The sequence below is a fragment of the Rhodopseudomonas palustris HaA2 genome (assembly GCF_000013365.1).
GTDB classification, from domain to species: domain Bacteria; phylum Pseudomonadota; class Alphaproteobacteria; order Rhizobiales; family Xanthobacteraceae; genus Rhodopseudomonas; species Rhodopseudomonas palustris_J.
Map to the genome: position 1 here is coordinate 2446996 of NC_007778.1, position 21969 is coordinate 2468964.

Sequence of the window (21969 nt, forward strand, 5' to 3'; positions counted from 1 at the left end):
CCATGATTTGCAGGGGTAAAACCGGCCGGGCAGGGCCACGCGGGAGGCTGACGCTCGCCTGCGCGTCGGTGTGGCTGGCCGTGGTGCTGGCGCAGCCGGCCTCGGCGCAGTTCTTCAGCGATCGGCCGCCGCCGGTACCGCCGGCCTCGGTGCCGGAGCCGCCCGCGGGCGGTGCCATCAGCCTGGCGCCGTCGACCGGCCCGGCCGCGGTGCCGACCCTGCCGGCGCCGTTGACCCAGCCGCCGGTGGCCGCCGTCACCCCGCCGGTGGTGTCGCCGCTGCCGCCGGCCGCATCGCCCGCGCCGGCCCAGGGCGTGCTGGCGCTGACCGCGCGTTACGGCAAGGACCTGCCGGCGATCAACGCCGGGCTGGTGTGGCGGGTCTATTCCGACCGGCCGGACGACAGCGGCGCGATCAAGCTGATCCGCGAGGAGCACGGCGCCACGCCGAACATCGTGTTGCCGCCCGGCAATTACGTGGTCCATGTCGCCCACGGCCTGGTCAGCGCGGTGCGCCCGGTGACGCTCAAGACCGACACCGACCGCGAGGCCTTCATCCTGCCGGCCGGCGGGTTGCGGATCGAAGGCCGCGTCGGCGGCACGCGGATTCCGCAGAACCAGATTTCGTTCTCGATCTACAAGGGCAGCCAGTTCGAGAATTCGCAGCGCCCGCCGCTGGTGCCGAACGCCGCCGCCGGCGACGTCGCGCTGGTGCCCGAAGGCACCTACTACATCGTGTCGAATTACGGCGACGCCAATTCGGTGGTGCGCTCCGACATCCGCGTCACGGCCGGCAAGCTGACCGACGTCACCGTCACCCACCGCGCCGCCGTGATCACGCTGAAGCTCGTCTCCGACAGAGGCGGCGAGGCGCTCGCCAACACCGCTTGGTCGGTGCTGACGCCCGGTGGCGACGTCATCAAGGAATCGATCGGCGCGTTCCCGAAAGTGGTTCTGTCCGAGGGTGAATACCGCGCCATCGCCAAGAACGAAGGCAAGGTGTTCGAGCGCGGCTTCAACGTCGTCAACGGCGTCGACGGCGAAGTCGAAGTGCTGGCGCGCTGACGGCGTCGGCGCGGCACAGCCGCCGGTGCGAGTTCCATTATCGGAACTAATCGCTCGGTTCCATACGCGAGCCCCATGTCGTTGCGCTTTCAATCATCCCGCGATCGATTCTCAATCGACATTCGACGGTATTTGTGTGCAGTCTCGCGCATCACCTTGCTGCCATCGGCATCGACGGGTGACTGAGAGCGCGGTTTGCTCCCGCCTGGTTCCGCAGGGGAGATGCTCATGCAAAATTTCATCCGCGATGAGAACCTGAAGCTTTACCGCGCAGCCTTGGCGCAGAGCACCGACGAAGATCAGCGCAGAGTGTTGCGGGAGTTGCTCGGGCTGCTCGGCGACAAGCCGTCCCAGGCCGGCGGCCGTCCGCAGCAAGCAGCGCTCGCCCCCGATCGAAGCGTCTGATCCGTCCGCCGACGCCGCATCTTCGCGCGGTGCGGTGATATCCGGTCTCCTGCATTGGATTGGCTGCCGACATGGCGCTAGCGGACGCGATCATTGTGCCGACGGACGACTGCAGTTCGTGGCTGGAGACGCATTTCGATTTGCTGGGGAACGCCGCTGCGATTCGATCGAACACGCAGAGTTTCGCGAAAGGCGAACGAATCTACACCAGGAACGAGACGGCGCATCACGCTCACGCTGTCCTTGAAGGTGCGGTTCGGGCCTCGCATTGTCTGCCCGATGGACGCCGTCATCTGAGTGCGTTTCATCTTCCGGGGGAAATCTTCGGGCTCGACTCCGGCGCATTGCGCAGTCACGAGACCGAAGCCCTGGTGAAGACGACCACGCTGGCGGTGCGGCTCGATGATCTCGACCGGGAGGCCGGTATCGATCCCGGCTTGGCCTGGGGGCTCTGCAACCTCGTCGCCGCCGAGTTGCGGAAGGCCCGTGAGCACATGGTGTTGCTGGGACGCAAGTCGGCGCTGGAACGGGTCGCCGCGTTCCTGCTCGAGATGGATCGCCGCCTCGCAACCACGGGCGCCATGAGCAAGGGGGGCATGAGTCTGCCGATGTGCGAGCACGACATGGCCGATTATCTCGGGCTGAGCAGCGAAACAGTCTCGCGCTGCCTGACCAAGCTTCAAGCGTCGCGCATCATCGTCATGAGCAAACGACGGACTGTGCGGTTCCTCGATCGTGCCGGCCTGCACGAGCTCGATGCGTCGTGAAGACGCCGGCCGCCACCTGGTAATTCATGCGTCCGATCCCTATCTGACACCTATCGTCGCACACGGTTGTCCCGGGCATCGGCGGCTGAGAGACGCGATCGCGCTCCCGCCCCAAAGGAGAAGCCCCGTGCGTGCCATGATCGCCCCCGTTCGCGTGTCGCGAAGCCTGTATCGTCGTCCCGCCGTCCGGGTGGGCGTGTGAACGATCCGCGACGCTCCAATCCGCTCGGAACCGATTCCTGTGTGTGCGGCCAGGCCGTGGTCGCGCCCAGCCGCTCCAACTATTCCGCCTCCGCGGTGGTCAACGAGTGGCATTGCACCGCCTGCGGCCGCTCCTGGAAAACATTCGCCGACAGCGCTCAACCCGAAGGACAGACGACATGAACCGAACGTTCGCCGAATGGCTGGTGCCGCCGGTTCTCGTCCCGGTGTTTCTGATGCTGATGGTCGGCGTCGCCGCATGGGTCCGGTGGTGAGATCCGGCCGCCGCGCACAGCGCGGCCCAGCGGGCACCTCAGGATGACGGCGACCTCGGACAGCCAACTCCGATTCCATCAAAAGCAGAATTGTTCTAGTCCTGCGGCGTCGCCATCAGCGACGCCAGCGGCGCATCCAGCCGATAGGCGAAACCGGCGGTCTCGTAGCTGAGCGCCACTTTGCCGTTGAGTTGCTTGCCCAGCATTTCGATCAGACGCGTGCCGAAGCCTTGATGGTCCGGAACGCGCGCCGGCGGCCCGTTTCGTTCGCACCAGCTCAATTGCATCGCCTGCGTCGCGGGATCGAGCGTCCAGGTGATCTCGACACGCCCGTCCGCGGCCGACAGCGCCCCGTATTTCATCGCGTTGGTGCAGAGTTCGTTCAGCGTCATCGCAATCGCAATCGCAATGACGGCGCCGGAGGCCATCCTGAGATCCGGGCCCTCGATCGCGATCCGGGATGCCTGCGGATTGTCGAACGGCATGATGGCGCCGCGCACGATCTGACCGAGATCGGCGTTGCTCCAGCGCTCCTGCAGCAGCAGATCGTGCGCCTTGCCGAGCGCCATCAATCGCCCCTCGATCGCCTGGCGGGCGTGCTCCGCCTCGGTGACGCCGCGCAGGCTTTGCGAGACGATGGCGAGCACGGTCGCCAGCATGTTCTTGATGCGGTGATGTAGTTCGCCGACGATCAGCTTGTGAAGCTGGTCAGCGTCTGCGCTCGCCTTGGCATCGGCGTTGGACTGCGAATACAAGTCCCAGGCATCGAGCCTGGCCTGGGACAGCAACAGCCGGAGGCTGTCGTTCTCGGCGGACAACAGATCCTCGGGCGCCGCTCGGGCGAGCGGCCGGCGCAGGAGTTCGTGCGATCCCTCGGTCTGTGCCATCCGCGAGTGTATTGCCTCCGGCTCGCGAATTGCAATTGCTATCGACCGGTCCCGGATCGCTCTGCGATCAGAACTAATAAAATGCGATTCGATTTCAGGTAATGCGACACATCCGTCAAAGCCTAACGAGAACTAACCATCAGACGACATAAAACCTTCATAATACTCGGTTTTGCGGCCAATCGGCGCGGCGTTTACATCGTCTTAATCGGGAACACGTCGAGTGCGGCCGAATGTTCGAGGCGCGGGGACGCGATACGTGACGGCCGTCAGAATGAAACGGGAGAAGCTGGCCAGTCAGCTCTCCGCAGACCTCGCTGTGCTTCAGCGGAAATGGCATGCGGCGGTCCAGTCCGGGCAGGCGTTGCCGAGCTACGAGGAGGTCATGCTCGGCAGCCTCGGCCGGCTCGCCGACAACATGGCGCTGCTGGAACTCTCGGTGGCGAGGCCGGGTGTGACGCGCACCGGCCGCTACGTCCAGCAATGGCTGGGCGACGAGCGCTGGGACATTCCGCTCGACACGCTGTCGCCGGATTGCGCGATGGCGCTGGTGCAGGTGGCGTCGAGCGCGCTGCAGAACAAGCGGCCTTATCTCAGCACGGCGCATTTCGTGCGCGACGGCATCGTGCAGAAATACGTGCTGCTGGCGCTGCCGACCGCCTCGCGCTGGGGCAACACGCTGGTCGGCGTCTACGTCAACGAGGACGGCCTGCGCTACAATCTGCTCGACGCGATCTTCTCGTCGACCGACGACGGCATCGTGTCGCTGACCGCGATCCGCGGCTCCGACGGCCGGCCGTTCGATTTCCAGATCGTGCATCTGAACGAAGGCGCCTCGGCGCTGCTGCAGCAGTCGGTCAATGCGCTGCAATGGAGCCTGCTGTCGGGCGGGCGGAACTTCCTGTGCGAGCCGGCGGTGATGGCGCGCCTGCTGGCGCTGGTCGACAGCGGCGGCCAGGATTCGCTGTCGATCGACACCGACAACCGCAATCTCAGCCTCGGCGTCACCGCGTTCGGCGACATCGTCTCGTTGACGATTTCCGACATCACCTCGCTGAAGAAGCGCGAGGAATCGTTCCGCCTGCTATTCGACGGCAATCCGATGCCGATGTGGGTGTTCGACGCGGCCACCACCGAATTCCTCAACGTCAACGACGCCGCCGTGCAGCATTACGGCTACGATCGCGACGCCTTCCTGCGGATGACGTTGCGCGAGATCTGGCCGCGCGACGAATGGGCCGCGCACAGTCTGGCCCTGCTGCAGGTCGGCGACAGCTATCAGTCCGGCGGCAATTGGCGCCACCTCAAGGCCGACGGCACCGAGATCCAGGTGATGACCTTCGGCCGCCGCGTCGTCTTCAACGATCGCGAGGGCTTTCTGGTCGCCGTCGTCGACGTCACCGAGCGGCGCAAGGCCGAGGCCAAGATCGCCCATATGGCGCATCATGACGGCCTCACCAATCTGCCCAACCGCGCGCTGTATCAGGAGCGGCTGCAGCAGGCCCTGGAGCAGGCGCGCGGCGGCGGCGGACGCGTCGCGGTGCTGTGCATCGATCTCGACCTGTTCAAGAACGTCAACGATTCGTTCGGCCATCCGATGGGCGACCGGCTGCTGCGCTGCGTCGCCGACCGGCTGCGCGCGCAGATCGGCGGCAACGATCTGGTGGCGCGGCTCGGCGGCGACGAATTCGCCGTGGTGCTGGCGTCGGTGGCCTCGCCGAACGAGGCCAGCGATGTCGCCGCGCGCCTGATCGAGCTCGTCAGCGCGCCCTACGACATGGACGGGCTCGAAGTGGTGATCGGCGCCTCGATCGGCATCGCGCTGGCGCCGGGCGACGGCGACGATTGCGACGTGCTGATGCGCAGCGCCGACATGGCGCTGTATCGCGCCAAGGCGGCGGGCGGCGGTTGCCATCATTTCTTCGAAAAGGAGATGGACCGCCAGGCGCAGCGCCGCCGCGACATGGAGCGGGACCTGCGCCACGCCTTCGCGCGCGGCGAGTTCGATCTGCACTATCAGCCGCTGATCGATCTCGCCGAGGACCGCGTCAGCGGCTTCGAAGCGCTGCTGCGCTGGCACCATCCCGAGCGCGGCATGGTCTCGCCGGCCGATTTCATTCCGATCGCCGAGGACATCGGCCTGATCGTCGGCCTCGGCGAATGGGTGCTGCGGCAGGCCTGCCTCGAGGCGGCGCGCTGGCCGAACGACGTCAAGATCGCGGTCAATCTGTCGCCGGTGCAGTTCCGCAGCCGCAATCTGGTGCAGGTGGTGATCTCGGCGCTGGCGCAGTCCGGGCTGTCGCCGCGCCGGCTCGAGCTCGAGATCACCGAGTCGCTGTTCCTCGCCGACAGCGAGGCCAATCTGGCGACGCTGCATCAGCTCCGCAGCCTCGGCGTGCGGATCTCGATGGACGATTTCGGCACCGGCTATTCGTCGCTCAGTTACTTGCGCAGCTTCCCGTTCGACAAGATCAAGATCGACCGCTCCTTCGTCAAGGATCTCACCGAGCGCCCGGATTGCCTCGCCATCGTGCGCGCCATCGCCGGCCTCGGCCGCAGCCTGAACATCACCACGCTGGCCGAAGGCGTCGAAACCGTCGAGCAGCTCGACGCGCTGCGCGCCGAGGGCTGCCACGAAGTGCAGGGCTTCCTGTTCAGCCCGGCAAGGCCGGCCGCGGAGATCGCCGGCCTGCTGATGAAGTTCGGCCACGCCGCATCAAAGGCGGCGTGAGCGGGCATTGGCGGCCCGGCCCTGTTCGGTCTATCGTCGCACCGGCGGTGAGGAGAGATCGCGGCGATGGAACGGGCAGTGCGGCTGCTGCTGGCGCTTTTCATGATGGCGTCGTGTTCGGCGGCCTGGGCCGAGACCCGGGTTGCGCTGGTCGTCGGCAATTCTGCCTATCGTCACGTCACCGCCCTCGACAATCCGATCAAGGACGCCGCTCTGATGGTCGAGACGTTGAGGCGTCTCGGCTTCAGGCTTGTCGGTGGCGGCGCGCAGCTCGACGTCGACAAGGCGCGGTTCGACACGCTGGTGCAGCAGTTCGGCCGCGACGCCGCCGGCGCCGATGTCGGGCTGTTCTACTATGCGGGCCATGGCGTGCAGATTCGTGGCGTCAATTATCTGGTGCCGGTCGGCGCCAACCCGACGCGCGAGGCCGACGTCGATTTCCAGATGCTCGATGTCGGGCTGGTGCTGCGGCAGATGGAGAGTGCCGGCACGCGGCTCAACATCGTCCTGCTCGACGCCTGCCGCAACAACCCGTTCGGTGGTCGGGGGCTGCGCGCCGCCGGCGGCGGTTTGGCGCAGATGCAGGCGCCCGAGGGCACGCTGATTTCTTACGCGACCCAGCCCGGCAACGTCGCCCAGGACGGCGACGACGGCCACAGTCCCTATACGCGGGCCCTGGCCGAGATCATGACGCGGCCGGGGCTCGACATCTTTCAGACCTTCAACCGCGTCGGGTTGGCCGTGAAAAAGGCGACCGCCAGCGCTCAGCAGCCGTGGCTGTCGTCGTCGCCGATCCAGGGCGACTTCTATTTCTCCGGCCAGGCTGCCGCTGCGGCCGCCGCGCCGACGTCTCCTCAGACAGCCGCGGTCGCGCCGCCGGAGTCACCCGGGCTTTCACCCGCGAGGCCGGCCGAGCCGGTCACGGCGCCGAATCCGTCGCCCTCGATCTCGTCGTCGCCGCCGCCGCGCCGGGGTTTCCGCGTGCTCGATAGCGTCTCCGAAGGCATCCTCAACATGCGCTCCGGGCCCGGCACGGGTCATCCGATCGTGGTTGCGATTCCGGCTGGCAGCACGGGCGACTCCAAGGGGAACTGCCGTGCGCCGGATGATGGCGGCCGCCATCCTTGGTGCGAGGTCGAATGGCGCGGCCGCACCGGCTGGGTCTCGAGCCGATCGATCGTCGAGACACGCCGCGACGAGGCCGCACCGCCTCAAGCAAAGTCGCGTGCGCGGCCTGTGTTCCGCGTGCTCGGCAGCGTGTCGCAAGGCATCCTCTATGTGCGCGCCGGCCCGGGCACGGGTCACCCGGCCTTGTTCTCCATTCCGGCCGGTGCGTCCGGCATCCAGCTCGGGCGCTGCCGCAGCTCCGAAGACGGTGTGGGCGCGCCGTGGTGCGAGGTCGAATGGGGCGGGCGCGCCGGCTGGGCCTCGGCCTGCTGCATGGTCGATGCCGCGACCGGCGCCTTCGCAACGGTGCGGGATTGATCGGCGGTGCGGGATTGATCGGCGCGGATCGGCTGATCGCAGATCGGTCGCGCACGGACGAAGCGCGATCCGATCAATCCTGCTGCGCGCGTCGGCGAAATGTCAGAACCGCGTCACGATCTCCGCCAGCGCCGGCCGCGGGCGGTCTTCGTTCGCCCGGGTGCGGGTGCCGATGTGGATGAAGCCGGCGAGCTTCTCGTTGTCTTTCAATCCGAGGCCGGCGAGCACGTCGCGGTCATAGGCGATCCAGCCCGAGAGCCAGTTGGCGCCGTACCCGAGCGCGGTCGCTGCGGCGACGATGTTCATGCAGCTCGCGCCGGCGGACAGTTCCTGCTCCCAGGCCGGCACCTTGGGATGCGGCTTCGGCGCGCTCACGACCGCGATCACCAGCGGCGCTTCGCTGAGCCGGCCGCGCTCCGCCGCGATCTCCTCCGGCGTCGCGTCCGTCTTGTTGCGCGCGAACGCCTGCGCGATCACTTCGCCGGCGCGCGCCCGCGCCTCGCCTTCGAACACGATGAAGCGCCACGGCGCGATCTTGCCGTGATCCGGCACCCGGGCGCCGATGGTGAGGATGGTCTCCAGCTCCTCGGGCGAGGGGCCGGGCCCGGTCATCTCGCGCGGCTTCACGGAACGGCGGGTCTTGAGGAAGTCGATCGGGTCGGAAATGGCTGCTCTCCATCTGTTCCGGCGCCGCCCGCGGCGGCGATCCGCGGGCGCTCGCTTGGTGCCGGCAATCTATCGCATGTCGGCGCAAGGTTCGATCAGAACCATACCAATCCGGCGCGCGACCATCGCGCTTCGCCATAGGAATAGGAAAAGCTTGCCGCCACCGGCAATTTGCGCCGCGATGCCGGCCGGGAGCGCCACGCGATCGTGTTGATCGGACAAGGCTTCTTCGTGGCGCGAAGTTTGCAATTCATTTCCAGAGCGAATCTGCGATGGGGCGCGCACCATGAACAACATCACCGACCGACAGGGCCATGTGCTGACGCCGTATGCGCATGTGACGAAGGCGGTGTCGGAGAGGTCCACCGCCAGCAGCGGCATCAGCTTCGAAGGCGACGTGTACAGCTTCGCCGATCTGATGAAGGCGCATCCGGAAGCGGTCCGGAAGGCGACGTCCGCCGAAGTCGATGACGTCGCCCGGATCTGGCTGCAGCAGCAGGAGACGGCGCCGCACGGCCGCTCCGACAACGAGCCGGACGACGTCTACGCCACCGTCAAGGTCGGCAATCAGGTGGTGGCGAAGCTTTACAATGGCGGCATCGCCGAGATGAGCGGCGCCGCCGCATCCGCCGTCAGCGGTCTCGAAGAGCCGTCGCTGGCCGGCCCGGCGCTGGCGCAATGGCGGGCGGAGACCTACGCCAGGCTGCTCGGCGGCAAGGTCGAGATCGCCGACACCGCCAAGACGCAAAGCGAATGGACGCCGCGCTCCGGCGCCACGCCGCAATACACCCGCGCCGAACTCGACGCCGCCATCGCCGCGATGCAGAAGGCCGTCGCGCAATCGGCCACGGTCGACCGCAACGCTTGAAGCCGCGCGCGACTTGGGCGCAGGCGAGGCGGCCTGAGGCCGGCGCGTCGCGATTACGCCGCCTGCGCTCGCATCCGCCGCACGTCCGGCGGCGTCGCCTCGTCGACCAAAGCGGCGATCGCCTCTCGATCAGGTCTGCACATTTCCGTCGTTACGAAGCGCGCGACGGATTATGTCAAACAATTCGTGCTCGTTCCATTGCCTGCGTGCTATCCGCTCGACACAGCGCATGCTGCGGTCGAGTACAACGAGATCGAGCCGATGATGATTGACCGTGGTGGCGCCGTAGCCGACGCCGAGATCGAGCCATCGCCGCACCGGCTCGAAATCGCCGATGGTCCGCAGCATGCGGTTGAACCGGTCGAAGCGCATTCCACGCGCCTCGCCATAGGTGCGCAACCGATGCGGCAGATCGAACGCGCCATCATAGCTGATCGCGGCGACGTTGACGACCTCGGGGAGGCCGGCCTCTGCGATCAGCGTCTGCAGTTGCGCAAGCTTTTGGATCGTCAGCGAGCATTTGTTGGGATTGGCGCAACGCGTGTAGAAGAACGTCAGCACGCTCGGCCGGCCGCGAAATATCTCGCCGAAGCTTGCGACCGAGCCATCTTGGTCCTGTAATGCGATGGCGGCGACATCGATGTCGGCATCAGCGGGTACGCTGTTGTCGTGCGGCAGCACGAGCGGCGCCGGCGCGCCGCAGCAAGATGGCGGCGCCGACTCCGCCGCGCTGCGGATCGCGCCGAGCGCGAGCCGGCCTTCGCGCCGCACGGTGTCTGACAGCATCGCCTGATCGTGCGACAAGAGTTCGGCGAATGGTGCCGCGACCCCCGCGGCGCGCGGACCGAGCCAGCGCAGCGTCCGGAACAGCTCGGTCAAAACGGTCACGGGCGCAGCCGCATCGGCCGGCGCGAGCGTGACGACGTCGTCGGCGCCGCGCAGCCTGCGGATTGCCGCGAGCAGCAGCGCGGGCAGTTCAGCCGGAGTCGTGGATGCGCAGCGGACCGCCCGGGCGGCGGCGGCCACGACGAACGGATCTATGCCGCTCTCCAGCTCCTCGCAGACGATGCTCATCGCCGCGTCCGGCAATCCGCAGGTCTCGAAGGCGGCGAGCACATAGCCGCGCAGCCGCGCCGCCTGGTTGCTGCTGCGGCCGGCGAACAGCGGCGACTGCTCCGCCAGCAGCGCGACCAACGCGTCGCGTCCGGACGGGTCGGCGCGGAGCCGGTCGATCGCCGCGTAGCCGGCGTCGAGCGACCCCGCCTCGCTCGACGCGATCGGTGGCGTCGCGGCCACCGTCATCGCTGCAGGAAGCGGTTGGCGGCGGCGTTGAGATTGCCGAGTTCGTTCTGCGCGCCGAGCGTCCTGATCTCGTCGACGAACGATTTGTCCTCGCGCAGCGGCTCGTGCGCGGTGTTGGCGAGCGCGCCGAGCGCCGAGGCGCGGATATCCTCGAAGTCGGAGGTATCGGTGACGAGCGTCTTGGCGACATCGGCGAACCGCGCCGGATTGAGGACGTTCAGCCCGGTCGCGCTCAACGCCCGCAGGCTGCGCGCTTGATCCTTGTCGGTCAGCACGTCCTGCAGCAGGTCCTGCGACTTGGGATCGGTCGACAGCACCCGCAGCGCGGCCTCCTTGGTGGAGAGGTCGTCGGTGTCGCGAAACACTATTTCCGCCAGCGGCGCGACGTCGGCGTGATCGTTGAGGCTGAGAATCTGCAGCGCTCGGAGCGGCGACACCAGCGCCAGCTTGTCGTCGAAAAGCCCGGCGCGCAGTTTCTCCTCGGCGCTGGCGTCGTTTTCCGCCGACAGCGTCGCCAGCGCGCTCTCGCGCAATTCCGCCGGCGTCTCCGGGCGCGCGATGTCGCGCAGGGTTTGCAGAAATTCGGCGCGATGCGCGTCGAACCCTTCGCTGGAGAACCGCGCGATCTGCAATTCGTCCAGGGCGTTCATCCGCGCCGCAGCCGGTGCCTCGGCGTTCCTCAGGATCGTGAGCTGGGCACCGAGATCCGGGCCCCGCGCCTGGGTGGTGGCGTCCACGACCGGCGCGCCAGGGAGAGCCGTCCGCAGCGAGAACAAGCGAGAATCCGCCGCGGTGTCGGCCTCGGCCGCCGCCAATCGGGCTTCGTAGTCCCTTCGATATTGTTCGACGTCCATCGCAATGGCTCCGCGTTCGAGGCGCTTCGGCTCGGCCGTCTTCGGTTCACGTAGTCAGGCTAGGCATGACCTGCAACCACGGTCGGCGGCAGCTGGAACGGCACGTCGTCGTAGGCGAAGCCGAGCGGATCGGGCGCCTTGAGCGCCATCGCATCGAGCATGTCGCTGACCCTTGGCGTGCGGCCCGGCGCCGGCGTGGTACTGGTCGGAGGAAACGGTCCGCCCGGTGCAGTCGGCGGCCGCGGATTGCCGTGGATGCCATTCCACGGCCACATCGTGTCGCCGCGCTTGGTGCCGGCGCGCGTGCCGTCGCTGTAGGCGAGCCGGTCGGAGCTGTCCGTGCGGTGCTTGATCCACTGCCATTTCGTCCACAGCCGGTCGACATTGCAGTGGAGCAGGAAGAACAAAGGATCATAGACGGCGAGGGCGGGGTACCTGAGCGGGCTGGGGGCGGCAAAGCTGTTGTGCGCCTGACCGTGCGGCCCGCCCTCCATTTGCCGAAACAGGGCGAAATCGGCTGTCGCCCCGCCGAGCCTGATCGTATCGTCTTCGCTGATGACCAGCGCCGGAGCGTCGGACGCAAATCGCGGCACGCGGACGATCCCGGGCGTATCCTTCGCCACCCAGTGCTCGAGCGAGTGCCCGGGCCGGAAAACGACGTGGCCGGATTCGTCGGATCGTCCCATGTAGTCGATGGTGAAGAGCACAGGCGCGGGCGCGTCGAACTGCCAATAGGGCAGCGTCACCACCGGGTTGATCGCCTGGAGCGCGCGCTCGAGCCCGAGCACGTAGGCGCGGTGCCACGGCAGGAAGCCTTCGTTGCGATGGATTTCGAGATCCGAATCGGCGTCGTGCATATCGCGAACGATACGATAGGGACCCTGGCCGCGCGCATTCAGGGTGCCGAGCGCGGCGAGGAAGTCGTCGCGCTCCTCCTGGCTCAACGTGACCGCATTTTTGCGGATGCGCACCATCACCGGCTTGCTGGCGAGCGGGGCGCCGCTGGCCTTGTCCTTCACGGCGATGGCGGCGTCGCCGTAACGCGAACTCGGCTTGAGGAATTCGCCCGCGACGAAGAACGTCACCGGCCGGCCGTCACCCGGCAGGCCGAGCGTCAGGCGCGAGCCGCCGTTGTGCGTTCGCGCCGTATCGAACACCAGCCCGCCGACCGCGCCGGCGCTGCTGATCTCGACGTCGACGGAGCCGGCACCTGGACCCTGCAACAACCGGGCGCTGGCCTGAACGGGCGTCCAGCCGAGAAACACGCGACCTTGGGCATCTTCACCGGGAATATCGATTTGGACCTGCATGTCGCGGTTCTCCACGCGCAAGCGGCTGAAAATAATCGCGAGGCAATCGAACAAGGTAACAGGTCGCGGATTTTCCGCGACGCACACATAAGCGCAGCAATTTGATCGTCAGAGTAATATCGGCAGACTACCTCATTAGAAGTCATCCTGCAATCGATCCCGATCGCCGGACGATTGTGGCGCGGCGGCTTCACCGCGCCACGAACGCCTCACGCCGCCTGCGCTCGCATCCGCCGCACGTCCGGCGGCGTCGCTTCGTCCACCAAAGCGGCGATCGCCTCGGCGGTCGGCATCACCGTCTGGCCGTCGCTGCCGAGCCGTCGCACCGAGACCGAATGCGTCTCGGCTTCCTTCTTGCCGACGACGAGCAGCGCCGGGACCTTGGCCAGCGAATGCTCGCGCACCTTGAGGTTGATCTTCTCGTTGCGCAAATCGATGTCGACGCGTAGTCCCGCGCGCCGCGCCGCGGCGACCACCTGCTTGGCGTACTCATCGCCCTCGGAAGTAATGGTCGCGACCACCAGCTGCACCGGCGCCAGCCACAGCGGGAAATTGCCGGCGAAGTGCTCGATCAGGATGCCGATGAAGCGCTCCATCGAGCCGCAGATTGCGCGGTGCACCATCACCGGCGCCTTCTTGGCGCCGTCGGCGTCGATGTAGAACGCGCCGAAGCGTTCCGGCAGGTTGAAGTCGACCTGCGTGGTGCCGCATTGCCAGTCGCGGCCGATCGCGTCGCGCAGCACGTATTCGAATTTCGGCCCGTAGAACGCGCCTTCGCCCGGATTGATCTCGGTCTTGATCCGGTTACTACCCTGCGCCTTGATCTCGCTGAGCACGGTGGCCATCACCCGCTCGGCGTGATCCCACATCTCGTCGGTGCCGACGCGCTTGTCCGGCCGGGTCGAGAGCTTGACGGTGAGTTCGCCGTCGAAGCCGAAGTCGGAGTAGGTCGACATGATCAGGTCGTTGATCTTCATGCACTCGTCGGCGAGCTGCGCCTCGGTGCAGAACACATGGGCGTCGTCCTGGGTGAAGCCGCGCACCCGCATCAGCCCATGCATCGCGCCGGACGGCTCGTAGCGATGCACCACGCCGAATTCGGCCATGCGCAGCGGCAGGTCGCGATAGCTCTTCAGGCCGTGCTTGAAGATCTGGACGTGGCCCGGGCAGTTCATCGGCTTCAGCGCGAACCAGCGCTTGTCCTCGGCGTCCTCGCCGGCGGATTGCGCCGCGAACATGTTCTCGCGGTACCACTCCCAGTGCCCGGAGGTCTCCCACAGCACCTTGTCGAGGATCTGCGGCGCGTTGACCTCGTCGTAGTCGCCGGCGAGGCGGCGGCGCATATAGCCGACCAGCGACTGGAAGATGCTCCAGCCCTTGGCATGCCAGAACACCACGCCGGGGCCTTCCTCCTGGAAGTGGAACAGGTCGAGTTCGCGGCCGAGCTTGCGGTGGTCGCGCTTCTCGGCTTCCTCGATCTGCTTCAGATACGCGTCGAGGTCGTCCTGCTTGGCGAAGGCGGTGCCGTAGATCCGGGTCAGCATCGGGTTGTTGCTGTCGCCGCGCCAATACGCGCCGGCCACCTTCATCAGCTTGAAGGCGGTGCCGATCTTGCCGGTCGAGGTCATGTGCGGGCCGCGGCACAGGTCGAACCAGTCGCCCTGCTTGTAGATCTTGATGGTCTGGTCGGCGGGGATCGCATCCACCAGCTCGACCTTGAACATCTCGCCATTGTCGGCGAACACCTTCTTGGTCTCGTCGCGGCTCCAGATTTCCTTGGTGAAGGGTTTGTCGCGCTGGATGATCTCGCGCATCTTCTTCTCGATCGCGCCGAAATCCTCAGGCGTGAACGGCTCGTTGCGGAAGAAGTCGTAGTAGAACCCGTTCTCGATGGTCGGGCCGATCGTCACCTGGGTGCCCGGCCACAGGCTCTGCACCGCTTCGGCCAGCACATGGGCGCAATCGTGCCGGATCAGCTCCAGCGCGCGGGCATCGTCGCGGGCGACGAAATCGATCGCGGCGTTTTCCTCGATCGGATCGGCGAGGTCGGTCAGCACGCCGTTCAGCGCCATCGCCACGGTGCGCTTGGCCAGCGACGGCGAAATTCCCTTGGCGATGTCGAGCCCGGTGGTGCCGCGCGGATAGTCGCGGGTCTTGCCGTCCGGGAAGGTCACGGTGACCTGTTCGGCGCTCACCGCCGGCTTGAGATTGGAGAGGGTGAATTGAAAGCCGGAGGCCGGCGGGGCAGGGGTCTTGTCGGTCATGTCGTTCTCCTGTGGCTCACTCCTGCACACGAGCGCAGGTAAGCGGACGAGCGATATAGCAGGCGATTCCGCCGATGCAACCAAGCCGTGGGGGTTTTTGGGGCCCCGGCTGCGGCAAATGACGGGGCGAGGGGGCCTGGTTGAATGCAAAGGCATTGAACTGGGCGGCGAGGGGCAATGCGCCGCCTGCTGCCGTCCGCCGTCAAGCTCGCGACCTCGCCGCGCCGGCAGGCTGGCCAGGGCGCAGGCGATGGCCGTGTCAGTGGGCGACGAACAGGAACGAAGTCGCGCCGGACGGGTTGTTCGATAGGTCGTCTGCCGATCGAGCCGATTGGTGCCGTTCGGGCGCAGCACATTGAAGGCGCGTGACTGATTGGCATCTCCCGATGCGAATGCGCGCCAGACTCAGTTTCCGTTCGTTTCGCAGCGGGTCGACGACGACCCGCCGTTTCCACGCGCGGTGGGCGCCCGGTTCGGAGTCATGGCTGATCGGCCCAGCCCGGTCCGGAAAGAGACGATCAGCCATGGCGAGTGAAATCGTGCAATCAGATCTGGACTATTCGATTTGCGACCGCGAGCCGATCCATATCCCCGGCGCGATCCAGCCGCACGGGGCCTTTCTCGCCGCGCGGGTCGACACTTCCGTGGTCACGCATGCCAGCGCCAATCTGGACGAGATGCTCGGCATTTCCGCCGGCGCCGCGTTGGGACAAACGCTTCGGCAGTCGATCGGAGCGCTGGCCAGCGGCACCATCCTGGACGCGATTTCCCGCGACCACAGCGCGTTGTATCAGTTGTCCGGCTGGTACGGCAAAGACCTGCATCTGACTGCGTACCGGGTCGGCCCGCAGGTCTGCATCGATGTCGAACCTGTTTCGCCGAGCGTTGCGCCGATCTCGCCGGTTCACCGGGTCCGCGCCGTGCTGGACGCGTTCAGGTCCGCCGAGGGGCAGCGCGAACTCTGTGCGCTCGCGGTGCGCAGCCTGAGAGAGATCACCGGATACGACCGGGTGATGGCCTACCGCTTCGACACCGACGGCCATGGCGAAGTGATCGCCGAGGCTCGCGGTTGCGAGATGGATCCGTATCTGGGGCTTCACTATCCCGCATCGGACATTCCGCCTCAGGCCAGGCAGCTCTATCTGCGCCAGCGCGTCGGCGCGATCGTCGATTCCCGCTATCGGCCGGTGCCGTTGCTCACGGACCGGACGCTCGATCACGGGACGCCGCTCGATCTGACCTGCAGCACCTTGCGCAGCGTCTCGCCCTATCATCTGGCCTACATGCAGAACATGCAGACCGCGGCGAGCTTGACGATCGGACTGGCGGAGGGGCCGGAGCTGTGGGGCATGTTGGTGTGTCACCATCGCACGCCGCGAAATCCGGGCCCGGAGCTGCGCGCGGCCGCCGACATTCTGGGGCAGTTCGTCTCCACATTGCTGGGGCCTCTGGGTGAGGCCGAGGCCGCCAGGAAGAGGGTCGAGCGCAACGCCACCATGATGCGGCTCGCCGAGCAGTTCGCGTCCGCGCCGACGATGCTCGAGGCGTTCGCCGCGACCGAATCCGAGTTGCTTGATCTGGTCGATGCCGCGGGCGCCATCATCAGTTTCGCCGGGGTGGTTCGCTGCATCGGACGGACGCCGCCGCCCGGCCAGGCCGAGCGGGCGCTCGCGCGGCTGCGTGATGAATCCGCCGGCGAATTGCTGGCGTGCGACGACCTCGGCTTGCGCCATCCCGAACTGTCCGCGTGTAAGCGGGGCGGCAGCGGCGCGCTGCTGCTGCCGCTGGTGGGCGCGGACGACGCGATGTTGTGGTTTCGCCCGGAACAGTCGCGCACGACGCGCTGGGGCGGCAACCCGGCCGAACCCGCCTTGGCCGATGCGGCCACCGGGCTGATATCGCCCCGCGCGTCCTTCGCCGTCTGGATCCAGACCGTGAGCGGTCATTCCGCCCCTTGGAAGGAAGGCGATATCGCGATCGCGCACGAATTCCGGAAACTCATTGAAGGCGAGACGGCCCGGCGAACGAAGGCCGAACTCACACAGCTCCGTCTGGCTCGTGAACAGGATCAGATCGTCCAGGCGGCAAGGCTGAAAGTCGCACTCGAGAATCTGCGCGACGGCGTCGCGATGTTCGACGCCGACAGTCGGCTGGTGATGTGCAACAATTTGTACGCCAAACTTTATCGCTTGCCGGAAGCGCTGCAACAAGTCGGCACGCATATCCGGGACATCGTTCAGTCCTGCATCGCGAACGGCGTCGTTGCGGATGATATCGGAAGTCAGGAGGAATGGCTGAAGCTGTATGTTCTTCCGACCGATACCTCCAGCCGGATCCAGCAACTGTCCGATGGGCGGCTGATCAACCTGACCCGGCAGCCTCTGCCGGAAGGCGGCTGGGTCAGCACCCACGAGGACATCACCGAGCAGCAGCGCCGCGAGGCCGAAATTCTCTTTCTCGCGCACCACGACCTGCTGACCGGACTGGCCAATCGCGCGGCGTTTGATGAAACCGTCGAGACGGCGGTGGCGCGTCTGCAGCGGAACGGCGAGCCGTTCACCTTGTTCATGCTCGATCTCGACCGGTTCAAGCAGGTCAATGACACGTTCGGGCACCCGGCGGGAGACCAGTTGCTGCGGGAAGCTGCGCAACGGCTCAGATCCTCCGTCCGAAAGACCGACATTCTCGCTCGCCTCGGCGGCGACGAATTCGCGATCGTTCAGTTCGGCGCAGGGGACCGCTTCAAGGCCGCGAAGGGGCTGGCCGAGCGAATCGTCAGGTTGATCTCGCAACCCTTCGACCTCGGCGGGGCGCAGGTTTCGGTCGGGATCAGCATCGGGATTGCAATAGCGCCGCACGCCGCAACGGATGCGGCGGCGTTGCTCAAGATGGCCGATGTTGCGCTCTATGCGGTGAAGTCCGAGGGCCGGAATGGATTTCGATTCTTCGAGCCGGAGGCGTGATCGCGTCGGCGGTCGGACCGGGCTGAACAGGGCGCGGCCGTTGCCGGTTTCGCGCATGGCGGCGCCGCGCGGACCGTCCGCAAATTTTAATGCACCTGCATTGAAATCCTGCTAGACCCCTCGGCGTGTCCCGCTCTTTCGCCCCCTCCGCCCTGATGCTCGGCAATTTCGTCACCGGAACCGCGGTTCTGGCGCCGGCCGGCATGCTCGGCGAATTGTCCCAGGGCCTCGGCGTCAGCATCCGCGACGCCGGCCTTCTGATCACCTTCGGCGCGGTGGTGCTGTGCATCGGCTCGCCGCTGTCGGCGTGGCTGACCTCTAGGATCGACCGCCGGCTGCTGCTGACGACGACGCTCTTGGTGCTGGCGCTCGGCAATCTCGCCTCGGCCTTGGCGCCGAACTACGCCGTGTTGCTGGCCCTGCGGATCGCGATGCTCGCGGTCGGGGCGCTGTATACGCCACAGGCGGCCGGCGCGGTGGCGCTGCTGGTGGCGCCGGAGAAGCGCGGCGGCACCATGGCCTATGTGTTTCTCGGCTGGTCGCTGGCGGTGGCGCTGGGGGTGCCGATGGTCGCCTTCGTCGCCGGCCATTTCGGCTGGCGCGAGGCCTATGGCCTGCTCGGCGCGATCGGCCTGATGTCGTTCGTGCTGCTGTGGGCGCGGCTGCCGGGCGGGCTGCGCGCGACGCCGGTCGATCTGTCGACCTGGGCCGCGGTCGGGCGCAACCGCCGGGTTCTCAAGCTGCTCGGCGTGTCGTCGCTGCAGACCTCCGGGCAGTTCGTGGTGTTCACCTATTTCGGGCCGCTGCTGACCGGGCTCACCGGCGCCGGCCCCGCCGAGATCGGGCTGGTGTTCGCGCTCTACGGCGTGTTCGGCTTCGTCGGCAGCGTGATCGCCAGCCGGATCGTCGACGGCTGGGGCTCCTACAACACTTCGGCGCTGTTCACCGCCTTCATGCTCGCCGGCATCGCCGGCTGGACGTTCGGCGCCGGCCATTTCGCCGTGATGGCGGCGTCGGTGGCGATCTGGGGGCTGGGCTTCGCGGCGGCGAATTCGATGCAGCAGGTGCGGCTGCTCACCGCCGATCCGGCGCTGGCGGGCGTCACCGTGTCGCTCAACACCTCGGTGCTGTATGTCGGCCAGGCGATCGGCTCGGCGATCGGCGGCGCGCTGTTCGCGGCCGGCCTGATGCACGTCAACGGCTACGTCTCGACCGCGGTGATGACCTGCGCGCTGCTCGCGGTGCTGTTCGCGACGCGGGAGACCAATCGGTAATCAATAACCGTTTCGGCCCGGCATACCGTTCCAAAAATTCCTAGTTTACAGCTTTGGGTTGCTTTACTCTCTGGCTTAGTAAGCTGCGATACGCGCGGCCGGTTCCCAAGTCGTGATGGAATCATGTGGGCATTTTCGGTGGGATCGCCTCGGTTTGCTGATGAGAGACTAGCGTCGATCTCAGTCGACTCGTCAGCAAACTTGCTGAGTGAAAACGGATTTGGAATTTTCGTCGCTTTGTGGTGCGGGCGAATCCGCGAACGAATCGAAGTGAATGGTCAGGTCCAAGGGGTTACATTTGGCTTTTTGTCTGGTGAACTGATCGTGGAACCAAGTTGCGGTCGAATTAGCAACGAGGGCCGCTTAGAAGTAGAAGCGGGCCGATTCAAGATCACTCAGAACGAATCGGACCAGACTAAAAAGGACGCGGCTGCTGGTGCTGATGTAGGTTTCGACATAGGTAAGATCTTTGGTTTGTCCAGAGTAGCAGTTGCTGCTGGAGCTCATTTAAGCAGAACGATTTCCAAGACAGAACAGAAAGATGGTGAGTACTATCAGGTATACTGGCGGGTAGCAGACGCTGGGCACAACTTCTGGCGGGTCCACGGTATTGGACTGAATGCCGACGGCGTTCTTGAAAATCGCATAATTGGGGGAACCCCATTGTGTTTCATCGTTTCTGACAGTCAAGACCCCATCGAGATTTCGGTCAGTTATCGTTGTGATCTCAGAGATCTTTGGTTTCAGCGAGACGAATTCGCCTATTTCACCACTGACGCTCGTTTCGAGCGAGATCAGGAAGAAAGGAATCGGGCTGCTGTAGCAGGCCGCGTAGTTGCGATAGCGCTGAATCGAAGGAGCGGTCAGTCATCGTTGAATTCCATTGGTCAGATCGTGACTCTCGCTCGCCAGAAGGTGAGGGCGGAGAAGAATACTCTGGGTGCCTCTAATGGTTGAGGAATATTCGCAATTTCTATGCGACGATGAGCGCGATCGAGTCGCCGCTGTGTTTCGATGTCGCTCGGCGTCGTTTTCGGATCTGGTAAAATCCGCAAGACTAAGTCCATCGGAAGATTTTCGTGGGGCGAATCTTGCTGGTGTAGATTTTCGCGGCTCTGATCTCCGAGGATTTGACTTCGCAGGTGCCAACCTGGCGGAAACAAGTTGGTTAGGCGCTGTTTGGGACTCAACTACCAATTTTGCTGGTGCCGAATTTTTGGGTGCTCGAGGTTTTCGGGCGGAGAGACTGGAGGATCGTTCCGGCGCTTTCTTAGGTCGAGTGGATCGTAATCTGAGAGTGGTCGTGATTGGCGTCGGTGGTGCAGGTGGCAATACGATCAACTATATGATCAATTCTGGTCTTAGTGGGCCTGAATTCATTGCCGCGAACACAGATGCGGAGGCGCTAAAGAGTTCGAAGGCGTCGATGCGGATTCAAATGGGTGTCCGGAGGACGGAAGGTCTCGGTGCCGGCTCGCAGCCTGATATTGGAGCAGATGCAGCGCGAGAGGCCATTGATGAGATCCGAGATGCTCTTAGAGATACGAGTGTGTTATTCGTAGTGGCTGGAATGGGCGGCGGTACTGGCACCGGCGCAGCCCCGATAATCGCCGAAGCAGCGCGCGAGATGGGCATCCTCACCATCGGCGTCATCACCAAGCCTTTCCATTTTGAGGGTGCCCGCCGTATGCGGACTGCGGAGTCCGGCATCACCGAGTTGCGCAAGGTCGTTGACACGCTTCTGATCATCCCGAACCAGAACCTGTTTCGGGTCGCGAACGAGAGGGTTACGTTTGTCGACGCGTTCGCGATGGCCGATCAGGTGCTTTGTTCGGGCGTTGCCTGCATCACTGACCTGATGGTGAAGGAAGGCCTGATCAATCTCGATTTTGCCGACGTCCGAGCCGTGATGAGCGAAATGGGCAATGCAATGATGGGCACCGGCGAAGGATCCGGCGAGAAGCGCGCATTGATCGCCGCTGAAGCTGCGATCACAAGTCCTTTGATCGATCGCTCTTCGGTGAAGGGGGCCCGCGGCCTCCTGATTTCGATCACGGGCGGAAACGACCTGACTCTTTTCGAAGTCGACGAGGCCGCCACCCGTATCCGGGAGGAAGTTGACCAGGATGCCAACATAATCGTCGGCGCCACCGTCCAAGTAGCCCTCGAAGACAACATCCGCGTGGCGGTTGTCGCCACCGGCATCGAGAGTCCACGCCCGCCACGTAATTCGGAAGACTCGGCCGTGTCTTTCCGCGGAACCGGACGTCTCCCTCTGAAGACAGTTCGGCGACCCATGCACGGGTCTGTTCCTAGTTCCGAACTCCCCAGTTCTGTGGAAGGGATGGAGGTCGGCACATTTGGGCCGCCTCAGTTTGGAAACACCTCTGGTACGGAGTTGCTGCAATCGGCCTCAGAAGTCACGCCGGGGTCCCGAGAGACACCGGAACCAAGGAACGAGGCGAACTCTGTTAGCCCTATAGACCGTTGATTAAACTGCGCACCTAGATTGGGTTCGCGATTGATCAGATGTTTGATGACCAACTTGCCATTAACCCTGCGGGGGGACGTCGACTATCTGTGCGAGAGTTGAATCGGTAAGGGCGTCTGAAGACAGGTTGATGCGACGTCACTGGTGCTCGCCGAAAAGCGG

Annotated in this window: 16 protein-coding genes and 1 pseudogene; 10 read left to right on the forward strand and 7 right to left on the reverse strand. The window is 65.4% G+C overall.

What is annotated here, in order from left to right; all coding sequences use genetic code 11:
- The first annotated feature begins 2 nt into the window (after window positions 1-2).
- The 3 genes from RPB_RS10840 (at window position 3) to RPB_RS10850 (ending at window position 2236) form a co-directional block, all read left to right on the forward strand.
- On the forward strand, window positions 3-1064 hold the full coding sequence (locus RPB_RS10840) for a hypothetical protein (RefSeq protein WP_011441049.1): 1062 nt from the start codon (window positions 3-5) through the stop codon (window positions 1062-1064).
- Window positions 1065-1292: 228 nt separating this feature from the next.
- Window positions 1293-1469, forward strand: coding sequence for a hypothetical protein (locus RPB_RS10845; protein WP_157038801.1), 177 nt, complete (start codon window positions 1293-1295; stop codon window positions 1467-1469).
- Between the two features lie 71 nt (window positions 1470-1540).
- On the forward strand, window positions 1541-2236 hold the full coding sequence (locus RPB_RS10850; RefSeq protein ID WP_080507766.1) for a helix-turn-helix domain-containing protein: 696 nt from the start codon (window positions 1541-1543) through the stop codon (window positions 2234-2236).
- Window positions 2237-2807: 571 nt separating this feature from the next.
- On the opposite strand, the gene RPB_RS10855 is transcribed toward RPB_RS10850, so the two are convergent.
- On the reverse strand, window positions 2808-3599 hold the full coding sequence (locus tag RPB_RS10855; protein WP_011441053.1) for an HWE histidine kinase domain-containing protein: 792 nt from the start codon (window positions 3597-3599) through the stop codon (window positions 2808-2810).
- 274 nt (window positions 3600-3873) lie between these two features.
- Between RPB_RS10855 and RPB_RS10860 the strand changes: the two genes are divergently transcribed.
- Entirely contained in the window at window positions 3874-6330 is a 2457-nt protein-coding gene (locus RPB_RS10860; protein WP_011441054.1) for a putative bifunctional diguanylate cyclase/phosphodiesterase, read from the forward strand.
- A gap of 66 nt (window positions 6331-6396) precedes the next feature.
- The gene (locus RPB_RS23795) at window positions 6397-7815 is read left to right on the forward strand and encodes a caspase family protein (RefSeq protein WP_011441055.1); all 1419 of its coding nucleotides are present in this window, start codon (window positions 6397-6399) and stop codon (window positions 7813-7815) included.
- Between the two features lie 102 nt (window positions 7816-7917).
- On the opposite strand, the gene RPB_RS10870 is transcribed toward RPB_RS23795, so the two are convergent.
- Entirely contained in the window at window positions 7918-8481 is a 564-nt protein-coding gene (locus RPB_RS10870; protein ID WP_041798196.1) for a nitroreductase family protein, read from the reverse strand.
- 69 nt (window positions 8482-8550) lie between these two features.
- Window positions 8551-8769, reverse strand: coding sequence for a hypothetical protein (locus tag RPB_RS24550; protein WP_157038802.1), 219 nt, complete (start codon window positions 8767-8769; stop codon window positions 8551-8553).
- Between RPB_RS24550 and RPB_RS10875 the strand changes: the two genes are divergently transcribed.
- The gene (locus RPB_RS10875) at window positions 8768-9349 is read left to right on the forward strand and encodes a hypothetical protein (RefSeq protein WP_011441057.1); all 582 of its coding nucleotides are present in this window, start codon (window positions 8768-8770) and stop codon (window positions 9347-9349) included. The two genes, RPB_RS24550 and RPB_RS10875, sit on opposite strands and share 2 nt — an antisense overlap.
- 129 nt (window positions 9350-9478) lie before the next feature.
- Here RPB_RS10875 and RPB_RS10880 read toward each other — a convergent pair whose 3' ends face one another.
- From RPB_RS10880 to thrS, 4 genes are all read right to left on the reverse strand, one after another.
- Window positions 9479-10375 (reverse strand): SCO family protein, encoded by an 897-nt coding sequence (locus RPB_RS10880; protein WP_157038803.1) that lies wholly within the window; start codon window positions 10373-10375, stop codon window positions 9479-9481.
- 272 nt (window positions 10376-10647) lie between these two features.
- The gene (locus RPB_RS10885) at window positions 10648-11505 is read right to left on the reverse strand and encodes a hypothetical protein (protein WP_011441059.1); all 858 of its coding nucleotides are present in this window, start codon (window positions 11503-11505) and stop codon (window positions 10648-10650) included.
- A 59-nt stretch (window positions 11506-11564) separates the two neighbouring features.
- On the reverse strand, window positions 11565-12902 hold the full coding sequence (locus RPB_RS10890) for a tyrosinase family protein (RefSeq protein WP_198135167.1): 1338 nt from the start codon (window positions 12900-12902) through the stop codon (window positions 11565-11567).
- A gap of 122 nt (window positions 12903-13024) precedes the next feature.
- Complete coding sequence (gene thrS / locus RPB_RS10895; protein WP_041798197.1) at window positions 13025-15079, reverse strand: threonine--tRNA ligase; 2055 nt, start codon at window positions 15077-15079, stop codon at window positions 13025-13027.
- A 524-nt stretch (window positions 15080-15603) separates the two neighbouring features.
- On the opposite strand from thrS, the gene RPB_RS23800 reads away from it, so the two are divergent.
- The 4 genes and pseudogenes from RPB_RS23800 to ftsZ all read left to right on the forward strand — a co-directional run.
- On the forward strand, window positions 15604-18042 hold the full coding sequence (locus RPB_RS23800; protein WP_011441062.1) for a diguanylate cyclase domain-containing protein: 2439 nt from the start codon (window positions 15604-15606) through the stop codon (window positions 18040-18042).
- Window positions 18043-18197: 155 nt separating this feature from the next.
- A complete protein-coding gene (locus tag RPB_RS10905) occupies window positions 18198-19316 on the forward strand; it encodes an MFS transporter (protein ID WP_011441063.1) in 1119 nt (372 codons plus the stop codon).
- A 123-nt stretch (window positions 19317-19439) separates the two neighbouring features.
- Window positions 19440-20273 carry a hypothetical protein gene (locus RPB_RS24555; protein ID WP_011441064.1) on the forward strand — a complete coding sequence of 278 codons (834 nt, stop codon included), beginning with the start codon at window positions 19440-19442 and terminating at the stop codon, window positions 20271-20273.
- A gap of 322 nt (window positions 20274-20595) precedes the next feature.
- Window positions 20596-21531 (forward strand): annotated as a pseudogene (ftsZ, locus tag RPB_RS25055) (cell division protein FtsZ); the annotation flags it as partial.
- Between the last annotated feature and the right edge of the window lie 438 nt (window positions 21532-21969).

What these genes read in the sequence shown, in the direction of transcription:
- RPB_RS24550 (WP_157038802.1), bottom strand. Translation starts at nt 8,769, where the DNA reads ATGGTGCGCGCCCCATCGCAGATTCGCTCTGGAAATGAATTGCAAACT.
- RPB_RS10885 (WP_011441059.1), bottom strand. Translation starts at nt 11,505, where the DNA reads ATGGACGTCGAACAATATCGAAGGGACTACGAAGCCCGATTGGCGGCG.
- RPB_RS10875 (WP_011441057.1), top strand. Translation starts at nt 8,768, where the DNA reads ATGAACAACATCACCGACCGACAGGGCCATGTGCTGACGCCGTATGCG.
- thrS (WP_041798197.1), bottom strand. Translation starts at nt 15,079, where the DNA reads ATGACCGACAAGACCCCTGCCCCGCCGGCCTCCGGCTTTCAATTCACC.
- RPB_RS23795 (WP_011441055.1), top strand. Translation starts at nt 6,397, where the DNA reads ATGGAACGGGCAGTGCGGCTGCTGCTGGCGCTTTTCATGATGGCGTCG.
- RPB_RS10905 (WP_011441063.1), top strand. Translation starts at nt 18,198, where the DNA reads ATGCTCGGCAATTTCGTCACCGGAACCGCGGTTCTGGCGCCGGCCGGC.
- RPB_RS10860 (WP_011441054.1), top strand. Translation starts at nt 3,874, where the DNA reads ATGAAACGGGAGAAGCTGGCCAGTCAGCTCTCCGCAGACCTCGCTGTG.
- RPB_RS24555 (WP_011441064.1), top strand. Translation starts at nt 19,440, where the DNA reads ATGTGGGCATTTTCGGTGGGATCGCCTCGGTTTGCTGATGAGAGACTA.
- RPB_RS10850 (WP_080507766.1), top strand. Translation starts at nt 1,541, where the DNA reads ATGGCGCTAGCGGACGCGATCATTGTGCCGACGGACGACTGCAGTTCG.
- RPB_RS10855 (WP_011441053.1), bottom strand. Translation starts at nt 3,599, where the DNA reads ATGGCACAGACCGAGGGATCGCACGAACTCCTGCGCCGGCCGCTCGCC.
- RPB_RS23800 (WP_011441062.1), top strand. Translation starts at nt 15,604, where the DNA reads ATGGCGAGTGAAATCGTGCAATCAGATCTGGACTATTCGATTTGCGAC.
- RPB_RS10845 (WP_157038801.1), top strand. Translation starts at nt 1,293, where the DNA reads ATGCAAAATTTCATCCGCGATGAGAACCTGAAGCTTTACCGCGCAGCC.
- RPB_RS10840 (WP_011441049.1), top strand. Translation starts at nt 3, where the DNA reads ATGATTTGCAGGGGTAAAACCGGCCGGGCAGGGCCACGCGGGAGGCTG.